Annotated in this window: 12 protein-coding genes; 3 read left to right on the top strand and 9 right to left on the bottom strand. The window is 63.6% G+C overall.

Annotated elements, in window-relative coordinates:
- Positions 1-118 precede the first annotated feature (118 nt).
- From CG471_RS08710 to paoA, 4 genes are read right to left on the bottom strand one after another with little or no spacing between them, the layout of a single operon-like run.
- Positions 119-718 (bottom strand): cysteine hydrolase family protein, encoded by a 600-nt coding sequence (locus CG471_RS08710; RefSeq protein ID WP_099231596.1) that lies wholly within the window; start codon positions 716-718, stop codon positions 119-121.
- A gap of 20 nt (positions 719-738) precedes the next feature.
- Positions 739-2,940: an aldehyde oxidoreductase molybdenum-binding subunit PaoC gene (gene paoC, locus CG471_RS08705; RefSeq protein WP_099231595.1), complete on the bottom strand. Its 2,202-nt coding sequence runs from the start codon at positions 2,938-2,940 to the stop codon at positions 739-741.
- Between the two features lie 4 nt (positions 2,941-2,944).
- On the bottom strand, positions 2,945-3,895 hold the full coding sequence (locus CG471_RS08700) for a xanthine dehydrogenase family protein subunit M (RefSeq protein ID WP_099231594.1): 951 nt from the start codon (positions 3,893-3,895) through the stop codon (positions 2,945-2,947).
- Positions 3,892-4,527, bottom strand: coding sequence for an aldehyde dehydrogenase iron-sulfur subunit PaoA (paoA, locus tag CG471_RS08695; RefSeq protein ID WP_099231593.1), 636 nt, complete (start codon positions 4,525-4,527; stop codon positions 3,892-3,894). Before paoA ends, CG471_RS08700 begins: the two co-directional genes overlap by 4 nt.
- Before the next feature lie 349 nt (positions 4,528-4,876).
- On the opposite strand from paoA, the gene CG471_RS08690 reads away from it, so the two are divergent.
- Positions 4,877-6,190 (top strand): MFS transporter, encoded by a 1,314-nt coding sequence (locus CG471_RS08690; RefSeq protein WP_099231592.1) that lies wholly within the window; start codon positions 4,877-4,879, stop codon positions 6,188-6,190.
- A 53-nt stretch (positions 6,191-6,243) separates the two neighbouring features.
- Positions 6,244-7,257 (top strand): LacI family DNA-binding transcriptional regulator, encoded by a 1,014-nt coding sequence (locus tag CG471_RS08685; protein ID WP_099231591.1) that lies wholly within the window; start codon positions 6,244-6,246, stop codon positions 7,255-7,257.
- 75 nt (positions 7,258-7,332) lie between these two features.
- On the opposite strand, the gene CG471_RS08680 is transcribed toward CG471_RS08685, so the two are convergent.
- Positions 7,333-9,846, bottom strand: coding sequence for a TonB-dependent receptor domain-containing protein (locus CG471_RS08680; RefSeq protein WP_099231590.1), 2,514 nt, complete (start codon positions 9,844-9,846; stop codon positions 7,333-7,335).
- Positions 9,847-10,032: 186 nt separating this feature from the next.
- Here CG471_RS08680 and CG471_RS08675 point away from each other — a divergent pair, with 186 nt between their 5' ends.
- Positions 10,033-11,577, top strand: coding sequence for a putative 2OG-Fe(II) oxygenase (locus CG471_RS08675; protein ID WP_099231589.1), 1,545 nt, complete (start codon positions 10,033-10,035; stop codon positions 11,575-11,577).
- Positions 11,578-11,581: 4 nt separating this feature from the next.
- Here CG471_RS08675 and CG471_RS08670 read toward each other — a convergent pair whose 3' ends face one another.
- From CG471_RS08670 to CG471_RS08655, 4 genes are all read right to left on the bottom strand, one after another.
- Entirely contained in the window at positions 11,582-13,789 is a 2,208-nt protein-coding gene (locus CG471_RS08670; RefSeq protein ID WP_257211476.1) for an alpha-galactosidase, read from the bottom strand.
- A gap of 5 nt (positions 13,790-13,794) precedes the next feature.
- On the bottom strand, positions 13,795-14,709 hold the full coding sequence (locus tag CG471_RS08665; protein ID WP_180275651.1) for an ROK family protein: 915 nt from the start codon (positions 14,707-14,709) through the stop codon (positions 13,795-13,797).
- Positions 14,706-15,797 carry a glycoside hydrolase family 68 protein gene (locus CG471_RS08660; RefSeq protein ID WP_099231586.1) on the bottom strand — a complete coding sequence of 364 codons (1,092 nt, stop codon included), beginning with the start codon at positions 15,795-15,797 and terminating at the stop codon, positions 14,706-14,708. Before CG471_RS08660 ends, CG471_RS08665 begins: the two co-directional genes overlap by 4 nt.
- Positions 15,798-16,112: 315 nt before the next feature.
- Entirely contained in the window at positions 16,113-16,943 is an 831-nt protein-coding gene (locus CG471_RS08655; RefSeq protein ID WP_004207625.1) for a 23S rRNA (adenine(2030)-N(6))-methyltransferase RlmJ, read from the bottom strand.
- Between the last annotated feature and the right edge of the window lie 141 nt (positions 16,944-17,084).

Here is a 17,084-nt window from a genome sequence, read left to right as displayed (position 1 = left end):
GGCTTATGCTGCACAGCAACATAAACTTATGAAGCGTTTGCAGAATGGTGCAGGCATCGGGGCAAATGCTGCCCTCCCGGCCAGAAGTTCCCCGCTCTGGAGGGGACAGATCGGTCCTTCAGCCAAATTGCGCGAGGAAATCCCGCCCGGTCATTGGCAGCGAGAACATCGGAAAATCCTTGGTGATGGCCACGCGCTGTTCCTCCTCGCCGATGGTGGCGCAGCAGTCGATCAGCGTCGCGACATGATAGCCGCGTTCATAGGCGGAGCGCATGGTGGATTCGACGCAGCAATTGGTGAGAAAGCCGGCAATGGCCACGTGCGTGATGCCGTGCTGACGCAGGATGAAGTCGATATTGGTGCTGGCGAAACAGTCCAGGCCGCGCTTGCCTTCCACCACGATCTCGCCATCGGTCGGCGCCATCGCATCGGCAATCTGCGCGCCCCAGCTGCCACGGCGAAAGGCCCTGGCGGCGATCACGCCGGCAAGGATGCCATAGGGCCGGGTCGACAGTTCGGGATAGCCCTCCGCAAAGCTGATCGGCACATGAAGGATGGTGAGCCCCGCCTGGCGCGCGCCATCCAGCAGGGCGACGCTGTTCGCCAGCATATTGGTGGCGCGCATCACATCCCGGACCGCCTCATGCTGGGTACCGCCCTCGCTGACGAAATCATTCTGATATTCGATCAGGACGATGGCGGTCTTGTCCGGCTTCATGCTCTTGCTCCGTTTGAGGGTCAGGCGATGTCGGGCATCTGGTCGAGATATTTGTCGAGCGTCAGCGGATAGTCGCGCACGCGGATGCCGGTGGCGTTGTAGATGGCGTTGGCGATCGCCGATCCGGGGCCGCATATGCCCAGTTCCCCCACCCCCTTAGCCTTCAGCGGCGAGACCATCGGATCGAGCGTGTCGAGGAAGATGCATTCCTGATGCGGGATGTCGGCGTGGACCGGCACTTCATAGCCGGCAAGGTCGTGATTGACGAAGAAGCCGAAGCGGGTGTCGACCGCCAGTTCTTCCATCAGGGCGGAACCGGCCGACATGACCATGGCACCGATCACCTGGCTGCGCGCCGACAGCGGATTGAGGATGCGGCCGGCATCGCACACCGCCAGCATGCGGCGGATGCGGGTTTCGCCGGTATAGGCGTTGACCGCGACTTCGGCGAAATGGCCGGCATAGGTGCCGACGTCATAGCCCTTCTTGAAATCGCCGAAGCTGATTTCATCCTCCGCCGTCAGGGCGCCGGCATCGGTCAGCGCCATGCGGCGACCGCCCGCATCGATCCGGCCGTCGGCAAAGGTCGCGCTATCGGCGTCGAACCCCAGTTTCTGGCCGATCGCCCGGCGCAACGCCACGCAGGCGGCATAGACGCCGGCGGTCGAGCTGGCCGCGCCCCATTGGCCGCCCGACCCCGATGAGGCGGGAAAATCGGAATCGCCCAGCACCACCTGGACCCGGTCGAGCGGCACGCCCATGGTTTCCGCCGCGGTCTGGGCGATGATCGTGTAGCTGCCGGTACCGATGTCGGTCATGTCGGTTTCGATGGTGATACGGCCATCCGTGCCGAGCCGCGCGCGCGCGCCGGACGTCGCCGTCGGCCCGCCGCGATAGCCCGCCGCGACGCCCATGCCGATCAGCCAGGCGCCCTCGCGGCGCTGCCCCGGTTTGGCGCTGCGCTGCGCCCAACCGAACCGCTCCGCCCCTTCGCGCAGGCAGCGGACCAGATTGCGATCGGAAATGCGCTGGGTCGCGTTGGCAGGCACCGTCCCTCCGGGCTCATTGCGGATGCGCAGTTCGATCGGGTCCATGCCGAGCTTTTCGGCCAGTTCGTCGATCGCCACTTCCAGCGCCAGATGCCCCGGCGCTTCGCCGGGCGCGCGCATCGCATTGCCTTCCGGCAGGTCGAGCATGGCGACATGATTGGCGGTCATGCGATTGGCGCCGGCATAGACTTTGGGCGTCTGGGCCGTGCCATCCTCGCCATCGGTGCCGTTGATGTTGCTCGACCAGTTTTCATGCCCGATCGCCGTGATCCGTCCGTCCCGCTCCGCGCCAATACGGATGCGCTGGATCGTCGCCTGGCGGTGGGTCGCGTTATTGGCCATCAGCGGGCGCTGCACGGCAATCTTGACCGGCCGTCCGGCCGCCTTGGCGCCCAGCGCCGCCAGCACGGCATCCGCCCGCACGAACAGCTTGCCGCCGAAACCGCCGCCAATATAGGGCGAATCCACCCGCACATTGGCAGGGTCAATGCCCAGGATCTTGCTCATGCTCTGCTTGGCCCAGGCGATCATCTGGTTGGACGTCCAGAGCGTCAGCCTGTCGCCCTCCCAGGCAGCGATGGTGGCGAACGGTTCCATCATCGAATGGCTTTCGTTCGCGGTGCTGTACCGCGCGTCGAGCTTCACCGGTGCCGCGGCGAAGGCGGCGGCGAAATCGCCCTGACTGCTGGTGTCGGGCTTGCCCCCCTGCCCCCTGGCCAGCGGCGCGGCCGGGGCGACGGCAGGAAAATCGAACACGCCCTTGTCGCGCACATAATCGGTGCGGATGAGCGCCGCGGCGGCGCGCGCCTGTTCGAAGCTTTCGGCCACCACACAGGCGATCGCCTGATGATAATGATGGATGTCGCTGCCGCCGAAGAGCGGGGCATAATTCATCATGCCCTTGCCGACCGGCTTGGTATCGGGCGCGGTGACGATCGCGATCACGCCCGGCGCGGCGCGCGCGAGGCTGGTGTCCATCGCCGCGATCCGTCCCTTGGCGATGGCCGATCCGACGACGAAACCATAGGCCTGGTTGGCGATGACATCATGGCGTTCGGCGGCATAGGGCGCCTGGCCGGTGGTCTTGAGTGGGCCGTCGATCCGGGGTGTCGACTTGCCGACGATCTTGGCCTGATCGAACAGATTGGCCTTGGCGGGGGCATCGAATTTCATGGGATCAACTCCTCGCCTGGGCCATGAGCGACGCCAGCGTCCGCTCGGCCAGTTTCAGCTTGAACCTGTTGTCCTCAGTCGGACGGGCATCGGCAAAGACCTTCTCCGTCACGGCGCGCGCGCCGCCTGGAAAGGCGCCTTCGGCCGCTTCCACCCGCCAGGGCCGATGGGCGACGCCGCCAAATGCCACGCGTCCGCTTCCGTCCTTCTGGATGACGGTGGCGACCGAAACCAGCGCGAAGGCATAGGAGGCCCGGTCGCGCACCTTGTAATAGAGCTGAGTGCCGCCGATCGGCTTGGGCAGGGTGATGGCCGTGATCAGTTCGCCAGCCTCCAGCACATTGTCCCGCTGTGGTTCATTGCCGGGCAGGCGATGGAAGTCGGCAAAATCGATTGCGCGCTTCGCGCCATCGGCCTTCACCGTCTCGACCTTCGCATCGAGCAGGCGCAGCGCCACGCCCATGTCGCCGGGATAGGTGGCGATGCACTGGTCCGACGAACCGATGACGGCAAGCTGTCGGGAAAAACCGCCGATCGCCGCGCAGCCGGTGCCGGGCCGACGCTTGTTGCAGGGCATGTTGGTGTCGTAGAAATAGGGGCAGCGGGTTCGCTGCAGCAGGTTCCCCGCTGTCGTCGCCTTGTTGCGCAGCTGGCCGCTGGCACCGGCGACGATCGCACGGGCAAGGACGCCATAGTCGCGGCGGACCGCCATGTCCGACGCCAGCGCCGTGTTGGTGACGAGCGCGCCGATCCGCAGCCCGCCCTCCGCCGTCTTCTCGATCCGGTCGAGCTTCAGATCCTGGACATCGACCAGATGAGTGGGCGTCTCGATCTCCAGCTTCATCAGGTCGAGCAAATTGGTGCCGCCAGCCAGATATTTGGCGCCTGGCCGGCCGGCCACGGCCGCGGCGGCCTGCTCGGGCGTCTTCGCCCGTTCATAGGTGAAGCTCTTCATGCCTTTGCTCCCGCGACCTGCGCCATGGCCTGCGCGATGTTGGAATAGGCGCCGCAGCGGCAGAGATTGCCGCTCATCCGCTCCCGCATCTCGATATTGGAATAGTCCGGGGCGCGGGTGATGTCCGTCTGGACATGGCTGGGCACGCCCTGCTCTATTTCCTTGAGCACGGCAACGGCAGAGCAGATCTGCCCCGGAGTGCAATAGCCGCACTGATAGCCGTCATGGGCGATGAAAGCGGCCTGCATCGGATGCAGGTTGTCGGGCATGCCCAGCCCTTCGATCGTGGTGATCTCGTCGCCCTGATGCTGCAGCGCCAGGCTGAGGCAGCTGTTGATGCGGGTGCCGTTGACCATCACGGTGCAGGCGCCGCACTGGCCATGATCGCAGCCCTTCTTGGTGCCGGTCAGCTTGAGATGTTCGCGCAGCGCGTCGAGCAATGTCGTGCGGGTGTCGAGCTTCAACTGCTGTCGCTTGCCATTCACGACGAAGTCCACCGCCATCATTGGCGGCGACGCAGCGGGAGACGGCTGCGCCTGCACTGGCGCTGGAATGACGGCAACCGTCGCGGAGGCGGCACCGCCCGCCAATATGCCGCGTCGCGACACGCCCATATCCGGAAAATCGGCCATGAAAATCTCCCCTGCAGACGCTGGTTGCGCGCTCTATCGAAGAAAAACTGGCGGCCGTCTTCCGGCCTGCCATCTACCCAGATTGAGGATAACACAGGAGAGGCCGTTCAGGTTCATGCGATGATCGGCATGATGTCATGATCGGGAATCATGAATGCCGCGAAGATTGCAACAGCTTCCGATGGCTGTCCATCATGCAGAGCGGCCCCTCCCCGGCCGATCCAGCCAACAAATCTCCAGCTATTTGGGTTCGAAAATAGTGCCTAATAGAATAAGCAAACGTTTGCATATCCATCATCACTCTGTATGATCGACGACAGAAAGGTCGCAAGGGCGACGGAGAGGATCTATGCGGGACAGAGCCAGCAAACCACGAATGCATCTGTCACGCATCGTCGAAATGAATCTCGGTTTCCTCGGCATCCAATTCTCCTTTGGCCTGCAACAGGCCAATATGGGGCCGATCTATCGCTATCTTGGCGCGGATGAGGCGCATTTGCCGCTGCTCTGGCTGGCGGGGCCGGTTACCGGCCTGCTCGTGCAACCGATCGTGGGCGCATTGAGCGACCGGACGGTCAGCCGCTGGGGGCGGCGCACGCCCTATTTCCTGATCGGCGCCATATTGTGCAGCCTGGGCCTGCTGATGATGCCCTACAGCCCGACGCTCTGGTTTGCGGCCAGCCTGCTCTGGATGCTGGATGCGGCGAACAACATCACCATGGAGCCCTATCGCGCCTATGTCAGCGATCGGCTGGACGAGAGCCAGCGGTCGGTCGGTTTCCTGACGCAAAGTGCCTTTACCGGCCTTGCCCAGACGCTGTCCTATCTGGCGCCCACCCTCCTGGTGTGGTGGGGCTTCGATGCCGATCTGGTCGATGCGAACGGCATACCGGACGTGACCCGGATCGCCTTTCTGATCGGCGCAGTCATTTCCATCTCGACGATCCTGTGGTCCGTGCTGCGCGTGCCCGAACTGCCGCTGCCGGCGGAGGAGATTGCACGCATGCGCGGCGAGCGGCTGTCCTTCGGCACGGCGCTGCGCGACTTCATGGCGGCTGTGCGCGACATGCCTGTCGCCATGCGCCAGCTTGCCCTGTCGATGCTGCTGCAATGGTTCGCCATGTTCGCCTATTGGCAGTTCATCAGCTTCGCGCTGGCCCGCTCCATTTTCAATACGGCCGATCCGACGAGCAGCGGCTTTCGCCAGGCGGTGCTGCTCACCGGCCAGGCGGGCGCGCTCTACAATGCCGTCGCCTTCCTCGCCGCCTTCGCCATGGTGCCGCTCAGTCGGCGGATCGGGCCGCATTATGTCCATGCCGTCGCGGTCACCTTGTCCGGCGCTGCGATGCTGGCCATCCCCGGCACCAGCGATAGCACGCACCTGTTCCTGCTGATGATCGGCATCGGCATTGGCTGGGCCAGCATGATGGGCAATCCCTATGTCATGCTGGCCAACGCCATCCCGCCCGAGCGGACCGGGGTCTATATGGGCATTTTCAACATGTTCATCGTCATTCCCATGCTGCTTGAAACGCTGATCGTGCCGGTCATCTACCACCCGCTGCTGGGCAGCGATCCGCGTAACATCCTGTTGATGAGTGGTGTGATGATGATCGCCGCCGGGGCCGCCACCCTGATCGTCAGGAAACCCCGAAAGAATTGATACAGCCGCGATCCGGATTGTCCCCCGTCCTTCCCTGGCCTAGACGATAGGGCATGACGGATCATCAGAACGAACCTGTCCGCAGCATAACCGACCTCGCCCGGATCGCCGGGGTCTCGGTATCGACGGTATCGCGTGCGCTGACGTCGAAGGGCGCGCTCAACAAGGATACCCGCCGTCGTATTCAGGAACTGGCGGCCCAGCATGGCTTCCAGTTGAATGTGGCTGCGCAAAATCTGCGGCTGGGCCGCACCGGGGCAATCGCTGTCCTACTGCCCCTGGGTCATGAGCGCGGGCAACATCTGTCCGATCCCTTCTTCATGGCGATGCTGGGCTTTCTGGCCGACGAACTGACGGAGCGCGGCTATGATCTGCTGCTTTCGCGCGTCCTGCCCGATGGCGAGGATTGGTTGGACGCCTTCATCCGCGCCGGCAGAGTCGATGGCGTCATCATCATCGGCCAGTCCAACCAGAGCGCTGTGCTGGACCGTACCGCGAGCCATTATCGCCCGCTGGTGATCTGGGGCGCCCATGCCGAGCGCAATCAATATCTGACGATCGGAACCGACAATGTCGCCGGCGGCGCGCTGGCGGCGCGCCATCTGCTGGAGCGTGGACGCGGCAAGCTCGCCTTTTTCGGCAATGTCGCGGTGCCGGAATTTGCCGCCCGCTATGAAGGCTTTCTGTCCGCCCTGCCCGCCGATGTGCGCGATCGGGTCGAACTGGTCCATGCGCATGTCACGCCGGAGGCGAGCTATCGCGTGGCGGCCGACTATTTCGCGGCGGGCCGTCGCCCCGATGGCGTGTTTGCCGCATCCGACGTCACCGCCATGAGCGTCATCACAGCCGCCGCCGAACAGGATATCCGCGTGCCCGACCAGTTGTCGGTCGTGGGCTTTGACGATGTCCCGCTGGCACGACTGTCCAACCCGCCGCTTACCACCATCCGGCAGGATATCCGCCGCGGTGCCGCCCTGCTGGTCGAGCAGCTGTGTCAGCGGCTCGCGGGCGAGGAGGTCGGATCGATCCAGATCGCGCCGGAGATCGTGATCCGGGAGTCAAGCTGACAAGAAAAGGCCCGGCGCCCTGAGGGAGCCGGGCCTTCGAGGTAGCCGAAACATAGGTTCCGGCATCGGATCGGGTCAGAAATTATAGCGGATCGAGGCCGTCACGGTGCGGCCATAGACCGCGCTATTCTGGAAGATGCCAGTCGTTGCGCTGATCGGCAGCAGCTGGCCGCCACCGCGATAGCCAAGCGTATCGAACAGATTATTGGCGTTGAGGCCCAACTCCAGATTCTCGATTGGCCGCACCTTCACGAAGCCATTGAAGAAGGTCGTGCCGCGCACGGTGTAGAGATTGAAGTCGTCATTGGGTGCGCTGGACTGCCCGCTGGCCGACAGGCCGACCGCGAACAGGCCCGCATCATAGGATGGCGAGATCAGATAGGTGAGCTTGGGAATGCCACCGGGCCGGTTACCGACCAACGCCGCCGTTGCGCTGTCCTTGATCTTCGGGTTCACCCAGGTCGCATCGACCGCCAGGCGGAAATTGCCGAGATTGAGGCGCCCGGTCAGTTCCACGCCCCAGGAGCGATAGTCGTTGGAGATGTTGGGATCATTGTTCGGCGGCGGATTGTTGATCCGGGTAAAGTCGTAATTATTTTCGGTGAGGGTCGAGCGAAATCCGGTGACTTCCACCGAATAATTGCCCGACCCACCGACGAAGCCACGATGCTTCACGCCCACTTCCTGCTGATTGAGGAAGTTGATCGCCGTGCTGACACCCTGGCTGTTGAGCGACCCGTCGGCATTGAAATTCCCGCCCAGCGTGCGCCGGTCGGCATTGAAGCGCCCGCCCCGGCTGACGCGGGCGAAGATGCTGGTGCTGGTGTCGAAGGCATAGAGCGCACCGAACGACCAGCTGGTATAGCTGCGCCGGTAATTGATCCGCTCGATCGCGCCGCCCGGCACCATGGACGGGATGGTCGCGCTGCCCACTTCATCGCTGACGATATAATCGGGGCCAACGACGCCCGCCTGCGCCGTGCCTTCGCCGCGCACCCGATCGAAGCGCACGCTGGCGTCGAGGTCAAAGCCGCCGCCCGAATAATTGGCCGACAGGAAAGGCGCATCATCGGTATATTTGAGGTCTACACTGCGGGCGCAGCAACTGCCCCAATTGTCGTTGAAGCCCGCCTGGCCCGCTGCGGTGATCTGCGAGCCGGTGGTGGAATAGAGATTGAGCGGCGCGGCATTTTCGCCTTCCAGCGCGCTATATTGGCGGTTTACATGCCAGTCCTGAACGATGTTCTGGCTCATGTGGAACCAGCCCGCCTGCACCGTGATCTTGCCCGCACCGACATCGAACCTGCCGGTCAGCGCCAGATTATTGGCGATGCTGCCCATATCCTTCATCACCGTGTTGATGTTCGGATTATTGTTCAGATAGGTGCCGGTATAGGCCTGCCCCTTGTTCGGCCCCGCCGCATAGCGGATCGCTCCCACCGTCTGCCCGTTGACGGTCGATCCCAGCACGCTGGCGGTCGTCGCGACATTCAGGAACTGGGTGGTGAAATTGCCGCTCATGTCAGTGTAGCGGAAATTATTGTCGACGGTCAGCGCGTCGTTCAGCTCATAATGGAATTGCGCCCCGACGGAGGTGACGCGGGGGTGGATGCCCTCCACGTCGGCATTTTTGAGCACGCCATTGGTATCGACATATTGGAAGCTGCGCTGGTAGATGGAATAGGTCGATCCGTCACGCGCATCGAAGCCCGGCAACGGCTTGAAATTAGTGATCTTGTTTCCATCGATCGTCACCAGCGACGGCATGGTGGTGTTGGTCGGCGCCTGTTCGTCCAGCCGCTTGAAATTGAAGCGGATATAGCCCCGGCCGTCGCCCAGATCCTTGGTCAGATTGGCCTTCACCTGATAGCCGCGCAGGATGTTGAAATCCTCATTGGTCGGGCCGCCGCCTTCGCGGGCATAGCCACCGACATGGAAGCGCAACGTATCGCTGATCGGGCCGCCATAGTCGAAATCGACGCGCGTCTCGCGGAAACCGACGCCCTTGGACAGGCCGATCGAGCCGCCCTCCTTCTCGCCAGTCTTGCTGATATAGTTGACGACGGCGCCGGGCGCCTGGCTGGCGAAGGTGGAGGCGGAGCCGCCGCGCACGGCTTCCACGCGCTCGACATTCTGGTCGAAGCGCAGCCAATAATCGTTGTTGCCGAACTGGATGTCGCCGAACAGGGTGACGGGCAGCCCATCCTCCTGCAGCGCGACATATTCCGAGCCGCCGGTCGAAACCGGGATGCCGCGCACACCGATATTGGCGTTGCCGCCCGGCCCCGCCGTATCGGAGGGCTGGAGGCCGGGGATGGAGCGCAGCACTTCGGCTTCGGAACGCGGCGTAAAATTCTGGATCGCTTCCTGGCTGACCTGCGACACCGAAATGGACGATCGGAACCGCGACTTGTCGCCGGCTGCGGCGGTCACGACAATATCCTCGCCATTGATGGGTTCGGCATTCCCGGCGGCCGCAGCCTGCGCTTCGGCAGGTGCGGCATCCTGCGCCAGGGCAGGCCCGCCGAGGCAGGCCATGGCCAGCGCGAGCGTGGAAATGCGGCTTGGCTGAAAGCTGGTCTTCATCATCCCCTCCTTAGGGCCGCCGCGCATCGCTTCGCGGTCGGTTGAAGGCCTGCATAACCACCACTGCAAACCTTTGCAACATATTACAGCAAACGTTTGCATTTCATCTCGTCAGCCCGGCGTTTATGGCTATATTGCGATCAGATAAGCGGCGGCTGCGGCCCAGAAACAAGAGCAAGCAGGTTGAGGATGAAAGACGATAACAGCCTCGTCGATCTGGTCGCGAACCAGCCAACATCGCCGTCTTCTCCCGATGCCGCCGCCTGGCTGCGATCGATCGAGTCGGCCATTTTGGACGCCTTGCGCGCCGGGGCTGGAGACCAGATCCCCTCGCGATTGGAAAAGGTCGGCATAGCCTGGCCAGACCATCCCCGCCTCCTCTGGCTCAAAGCACTGGTTCTGCGCGAAATGCAGACGCATGAGCCTGCGCTTATCGCCGCCGAGCGCGCGGCTGCTCTGGCGAAGGATGATCCGCCGGCGCAGGCGCTGTTCGCCCAACTACGCTATGAAACCGGGCGGAGCGCAGCCGCGCAATTCGCTGTCGCCCGCGCGCTCGCGCCTGGAGACATGGCGCTGGTTCGTGGCCATGCCGGCGCGCTTGCAGCGGAAGGCGACAGCGATGCGGCACTGGCCCTGATGACGGCTGCGCTTGACGAGCATCCCGACTGGATCGAGGGCCAGACCTATCGCGCAACATTGCGGCGTCTGGCTGGTGCAGGTGCGCGCGCGGATGAGGGCTTTGCCGAGGCGCTGCGCACCGAGCCGCATAATCTGGCGCTTCATCTGGCTCGCTTCCACTGGTTGGCCAAGGCGAAATCATGGGATGATGCCCGCGCCGTGCTGCACGATGCTAACCGCGCCTGCGGCGATGCCGGCGCGCTGGAGGTGGCGCGCCTCTATCTGGAGGCGGAATCGGGCGCAGCGTCGAACAGGCCCGATCTGTTCGACGGGCTGGCCGACCGCCCCGATCCTGGCCTAGCCCTTGCCCGTGTTCGTCACGCATTGCGCTGTGGCGCGCCGGAGCGGGCGGTGCAAATCGCGCTCGCACAGCTTGGCTCACCATCCGCGCCCCTGTTCTGGCCCTATCTGTCGATCGGCTGGCGCTTGCTGGGGGACGACCGGGCGACCTGGCTCGATCGACCAGAACAACTCATCCATGCGGCCGACATCGGTCTGGACGCCCGAGAGGTGTCCGATCTGGCCGACCTTCTCCGCACGCTGCACACCGCCACCGCCCCCTATCCGGATCAGTCGGTGCGCGGCGGTACCCAGACCGACCGGCCACTGCTGTTCCGACATGAGCCGATCATTCAGCGCACCCGCGCGGCGATCGAGGCAAACGTGCGCGACTATATCGATCGCTTGCCTGCCGCTGAGCCGGGCCATCCGCTGCTAGGAACGCCACGCGGCGAGGTGAAATTTGCAGGTAGCTGGTCCGTGCGCCTCCATGCCCAGGGCTTTCATGTCACCCACACCCATCCGGTCGGCTGGATCAGTTCGGCGCTGCATGTCGCCTTGCCCGACCCGGACGCTATGGGGAAAGAGCCTTCGGGCTGGCTGCGTTTCGGTACACCGCCGTCGGAACTGGGGCTGGATCTGCCGCCCTATTGCGATATCGAGCCGAAGGTCGGGCGGCTGATCCTCTTTCCGTCCACCCTGTGGCACGGCACCGTGCCGTTCGCGGATGGCGAGCGGCTGTCGATCGCCTTCGATATCCGCCCACCGCGCCGCTGAGCACTCAGCTTTCGAACAGATAGGCCGCGCCCTTGTAATCGCCCTTCAGCTTCACGCGCAGCCCCTGTTCCATCCAGTAGGCGCCGCTCGCCTCCGTCGGCACATCATCGGGCAAGGCCGATCCGTCCAGCATCCGCACCCGATAGCTGCGGAGCGGATCAAGCCCCTCAGGATGGAGCGCCTCCACATTGTCGCGGAAGGATGAACTGTGCAGCATCTGGAACAGCACGGCCCGGCGCTTGTCCGGGGAGACAGGGAAGGTCGCAGAGCTTGCCGCATCTGGCCGAGGTGGCGCGATGCGGTAGAGATCGCCGCGCTGCACGATATCCCGAATGGACTTGTAGGCGGCGATCCATTTCCTGGCCGTGGCAAAATCCGCCTCCTGCCAATGATCCAGATTGGCGCCTATCCCCAGGCTGCCCTGCATGGCGGACAGGAAGCGATAGTCGAGACTGGTTTCCCGGCCGTTCGCCCAGTTGGGGCTGTCCGTCACCCAGGCCATCATGATCGACGGCGCATAGGCCTGGGTAAAGCCGTCCTGAATGATCAGCCGATCATAGGGATCGGTATTGTCCGACGTCCAGCTCTGGTCGGTCAGGCCCATAATGCCCAGGTCGATGCGTCCGCCGCCACCCGAACAGCCCTCGATTTCCAGTCCCGGATGCCGCCGCCGCAGTTCGGACAGGATATAATAGAGGTTGCGGACATATTGGACCTGCACCCGCTGCTGATCCTGCGGCGGCACGCCCGGCCAGCCGGCCTCGGTCCAGTTGCGATTATAGTCCCATTTGAGGAAGGCGATGTCGTTCTGGCGCACCAACCGGTCCAGAACCGCCAGAAGATGATCGCGCACATCGGTCCTGGCAAGGTTCAGGACGAGCTGGTTGCGGCCCTCGGTCCGCGGACGGTCCGGGAAGTTCAACACCCAGTCGGGGTGGGCGCGGTAGAGGTCCGAATTGACATTCACCATCTCCGGTTCGACCCAGAGGCCGAAATCCATGCCCAGCGCCTTCACCCGGTCGATCAGAGGCCTCAGGCCATTGGGAAATTTGCGCGGATTGACCGTCCAGTCGCCCAGCCCCGCCTTGTCATCGTCGCGCGCGCCGAACCAGCCGTCATCGACGACGAAACGCTCGACGCCGATCTTCGCCGCCTTCTCGGCCAGTGCCATCTGTCCGGCCTCTGTCACGTTGAAGGTGGTCGCCTCCCAGCTATTATAGAGAACCGGCCGGATCTTCGCCTTGGCACCGCCGGGAATGATCGCAGCGCGCTGGAACGCATGAAAACGGCGCGAGGCGTCTCCCATGCCCTTATTGCTGTAACCCGTGTAGAAAATCGGTGTGTCCAGGCTCTCGCCCGGCTTCAGCGCCCAGCTGAAATCATAGGGATTATAACCGCCGCTGATCCGCACCCGGCTGAGATTGTCGAGGCCCACCGACAGGCGGAAGGAACCGGACCAGGCCAGCGCCCCATACCAGACAGGACCATCCGTCTCGCTGCCCTTGCCGTCCTTGACCAGCGCAAACCAGGGCTGATTGCCATGGCCGGTCGATCCTCGGCGACTTTCCAGCACGGTCAGGGCTGGCGTCACCGACGTTTCTACCTGCGACCATTCCGACGCATGGCGCCCCGTCAGATAGCGGAGACGATAGCCGTTGCCGACCGGCAGCGTGTAGGTCGCCGCCGCAATCTGGTCGATGCGCACCGGCTTGCTGTCGCCATTGCGAACGCTGGCCGATCGGGCGATCACGCCCGTCGCCGGATCAATCGCATAATGCAGTGTCACCGTGAGCGGCCGGCGGATATCGGCCAGTTCCACGGTCAGCGTTTCGCCCGAAATCTTGTGACCGCGATATTTGAGAACCAGATCGCGATTGCCGTCGGCGAACACCGCCTTGATGCCCGGTTCGCTGACCAGCCCCTCCCCCTGCCCGGCATATTCCTGCGCCGTGATCGATCCGGCCGGGTCGAAACCCGACAATTCGGTGGGATGCCGGGCTATGAGCGGCGCCTTCTCATCCAGCGCCTGCCCCCAATAGAGCGGCTGGAGATAGCCCTGCTCATCCACACCCATGGCATAGGTCACGCCGCCGCCATCGAGCCGCATCACCCGACCATCCGCTGTGGCGCTGACCTTTGCCCAAAGGACGCCAGGACAGGCAAGAGCCGTGAAGACGGTAGCCGCCAGGCACAATGACCGAAGGGATCGCATATTCATCATCCTTGCCTTTCCTCCAGGGCATCAAGTGCCAGCGCGACCGCGCCGAGCGGCCCTGCCTGATCGCCCAGCGCGGGGGTGCGCACGATGGCCGCGATAGTGTCCGGTGTTACAAACGGCAGATAGCCAGCCAGTTGCGCGACAACCTTGGCCCGAACGCGATCGAGCAGATCGGCGCGGCCCATGCCCACGCCGCCGCCAATCAACACCTGCCGCGCTGCCGTCATGAGCAGGATCGTGGACACGAGCTGGGCAAGGTCATGGGCGACATGATCCCAGCGGGGATCCTCCGCATCGATCTGGTCACCCGGCTGGCCGAAGCGCCTTGCCAGGGCCGGGCCGGACACCAGCCCTTCGATACAGTCGCCATGAAAGGGGCAGGCGCCAGGGAAATCATCCCCCTTCGCCCGGCGAATGGCGATATGCCCCAGTTCCGGATGCATCGCGCCATGCAGCGTTTTGCCATTCAGGGCGAAACCGCCGCCCAGCCCCGTTCCTACGGTGAGGTAGCAGAGGCAATCGGATGGTTCCTGTCCCTGTGCCCCCGCGCCCCAGCGCGCTTCGGCCAACGCCGCCGCATTCACATCGGTATCGATCGCTGCCGGACAGGGCAGCGCGCCGGCCAGCGCACCAAAAATGTCCGTATCGCTCCAGCCAGGCTTGGGCGTTGGCAGCATCCGGCCGAAATCCCCAGCATTGCTGTCGAGCCGCAAAGGACCAAAGGAGGCGATGCCCAAAGCGGCAAAGGCCTCTTCCGCGTGCCAGCGGGTCAGGATTTCCCGTGCCGCGCCCAATGTCACGTCCGGTGTCGTCGTTGGCACCAATTGTCGCTCGACGATCTCGGTTCCGCGTGCGCGCAGGACGAAAACCTTGGTCCCGCCCAGCTCGACACCCGCGACCAATGGGGGCGTCATGCCGCCACTCCAGCAGCATCGCCATCGAGCCACAACTGAACGAAGGGTGCAAAGGCGCCACCGAACCGCCGCTTGCGTCCTCCCCCTCCCCAATTATCGACAAAGCTGGTGACCCGCAGATCAGGCAGCACCATCCAGCTATAGCTTTGCGCAGGCACTTCATGCGGGTTGGCGAAGACGAGGCCACTGCCGTTGATCGGGTGCCAGGGGCCGCTCAACATATCTGCGACCATGCCGTAGAGGCCCGTCGGCCCTATTGGCCCTTGTGGATTGAACACATGGGCCTGGGTCGACCAGAACAGATAATAACGCCCCTGATGGAACACCACATGCGGTCGTTCCAGCTCATTATTGACGCCGTCGGCGACGATCAGCGGCGGCTGGACGGTCCAGTCGTCCGGGCGATCGGCCGGGGCGGTGGCAACCCCGATTACCCCGTTGAAAGCCGATGCCGTTCCCGCCAGCGAGCCGGCGAAAAACAGATGATGGCGACCATCTGCAGGGTCGCGAAAATAGGCGGGATCGCGATAGGCCTTGATCGTGCCGATGGCGCCGCCGCCCGTGGTGGGCATATACCAATCCGGCATAGGTGGGATCACTTCGCACAGGTCGCGCCAGTCCTCCAAGCGATCGTCATCGCCAAGACTGGCCCGTGCGCTGAACATGCGCTGCTCAAAGGTCAGTCCATTGTCGCCGCGCCGCCCAGCGGCCGTGAAATAGAGGATCACATCGCCGGTGGCATCGTCGACGATGGCCGATCCAGACCATTCCCGGCTGCCCGGCGAAAAGCCATCTGGCATGGCAGGCCCAAGGTCGGACCAACCGCCATCCTCGTGGCGAAGCAGATGAATGCGTGCATGACCATGGCGCGCGTCCGGATCATCAAATCGCGGCGCCCCGAGCGCCATCCAAAGCTCACCCCCCGCAGCATTGGCAAAGGGCGCGCCATCCCGGCGCTGGATCGGCCACGCATCCCAAATGCCCAGGTTGAAGGCGACCGGGGCAAAATCCTTGTCGGTGATTGGGGCAATGACGATCGGCGACGAGGGAATTGCAGCAACATGCGCAGCCGTCCAGGATATCGTCACATCAGCGCCCTCTTCATGGGAGGAGGACGCCGTCAAGCGTGCAGTCCCAACGACATCCTCCCCAAGATAGAAGCAGGCCCATTCGCGCGGATACGCCCGTCCGACCGTGCTTCATCGAAGGCGATAAAGTTTTATGCAAACGTTTGCAAGCGCCAATCAAAAGGGTAGCATCGAAGGACTGCTGGCCTCTCGACGCTAAACTTTCAATTGCCCCCAGTTGAGCGGCGATGCCATTTCCCGGATCATCGGCCATCCGCCTGCGCCAAAACCGGACGCTGGCATCTGCCCCGAATGAAGGGTTGGATGCGCCTTATATCAATCGGCCAACCAGCCGGATATGATCTCGCCCCTATGCCCTTCGGGCGCCAACGCCGCGCGCAATGCCTCCAACAAGGGCGGCAGTGCCTGCGTGAAAGCATAGGGCGGATTGACGATGAAGAGGCCTGCGCCATTATAGATGCCGGGTTGCTCGCTATCGTACAGCCAATGCTCCACGCACAGCAGCTTGGGGATGCCGAGCTTGCGTAACTGCTCCTTCCACCGCCAATGCGTGGCATGGTCTTTCAGCGGAAACCAGATAACGGTCACGCCATGCGCCCATTTGCGCTGCGCGGCGGCGAGGGTCGCAGTGATGCGTGCGCGCTCGTCCGTTTGCTCGTAGGGCGGGTCGACCACCACTACGCCACGCGCGGTGCGGGGCGGCACCATGGCCAGCCAAAGCTCATAGGCGTCGCGTTCATGCACGGCCGCGCTTGTGCCGCGCATCACACCCCGCAGGGTGTAGGCGTCTTCCGGGTGCTTTTCATTGAGGATCAAGACATCCTGCGGGCGCAAAAGCTGCGCCAGAAATTGCGGCGAGCCGGGATAAAGGCGCGGTTCGTCACCCACATTCACCGCCTGCACGGCGGCGCGATAGTCGTCCAGCAAGGGGGTCGGGTCGGCAAAGGCCCGCAGCACGCCCTGCGTTGCCTCGCCGGTGCGTTGGGCATCGTCGCCGCCAAGATCGTACAGACCGCAGCCGGAATGGGTGTCGATCAGCGTGAGCGGGCCCGGCTTGTGCTGCAAGGCCCGCACCAAGGCAATCAGCAGGCTGTGCTTGACGACATCGGCGCTGTTGCCCGCATGGAAGGAATGGCGATAATTCATAGTGATTCATAATCCTGACGATCTGCCTTTACGAGTTGCAGGGCCTTCTGCAAAGCGAAGCTAGGCCTTGTCCGCGAGCACGATCATGCGCCCGTCCAACGGCAGTCGGAGCCGGATTGGCAGACCTTCGCCGTTATGGGC

The sequence above is a fragment of the Sphingobium sp. IP1 genome (assembly GCF_002708645.1).
GTDB classification, from domain to species: domain Bacteria; phylum Pseudomonadota; class Alphaproteobacteria; order Sphingomonadales; family Sphingomonadaceae; genus Sphingobium; species Sphingobium yanoikuyae.
This window is presented reverse-complemented; position numbering and strand designations above follow the sequence as displayed.

Coding starts and splice junctions, on each gene's coding strand:
- CG471_RS08710 (WP_099231596.1), bottom strand. CDS start 718: ATGAAGCCGGACAAGACCGCCATCGTCCTGATCGAATATCAGAATGAT.
- paoC (WP_099231595.1), bottom strand. CDS start 2,940: ATGAAATTCGATGCCCCCGCCAAGGCCAATCTGTTCGATCAGGCCAAG.
- CG471_RS08700 (WP_099231594.1), bottom strand. CDS start 3,895: ATGAAGAGCTTCACCTATGAACGGGCGAAGACGCCCGAGCAGGCCGCC.
- paoA (WP_099231593.1), bottom strand. CDS start 4,527: ATGGCCGATTTTCCGGATATGGGCGTGTCGCGACGCGGCATATTGGCG.
- CG471_RS08690 (WP_099231592.1), top strand. CDS start 4,877: ATGCGGGACAGAGCCAGCAAACCACGAATGCATCTGTCACGCATCGTC.
- CG471_RS08685 (WP_099231591.1), top strand. CDS start 6,244: ATGACGGATCATCAGAACGAACCTGTCCGCAGCATAACCGACCTCGCC.
- CG471_RS08680 (WP_099231590.1), bottom strand. CDS start 9,846: ATGATGAAGACCAGCTTTCAGCCAAGCCGCATTTCCACGCTCGCGCTG.
- CG471_RS08675 (WP_099231589.1), top strand. CDS start 10,033: ATGAAAGACGATAACAGCCTCGTCGATCTGGTCGCGAACCAGCCAACA.
- CG471_RS08670 (WP_257211476.1), bottom strand. CDS start 13,789: ATGCGATCCCTTCGGTCATTGTGCCTGGCGGCTACCGTCTTCACGGCT.
- CG471_RS08665 (WP_180275651.1), bottom strand. CDS start 14,709: ATGACGCCCCCATTGGTCGCGGGTGTCGAGCTGGGCGGGACCAAGGTT.
- CG471_RS08655 (WP_004207625.1), bottom strand. CDS start 16,943: ATGAATTATCGCCATTCCTTCCATGCGGGCAACAGCGCCGATGTCGTC.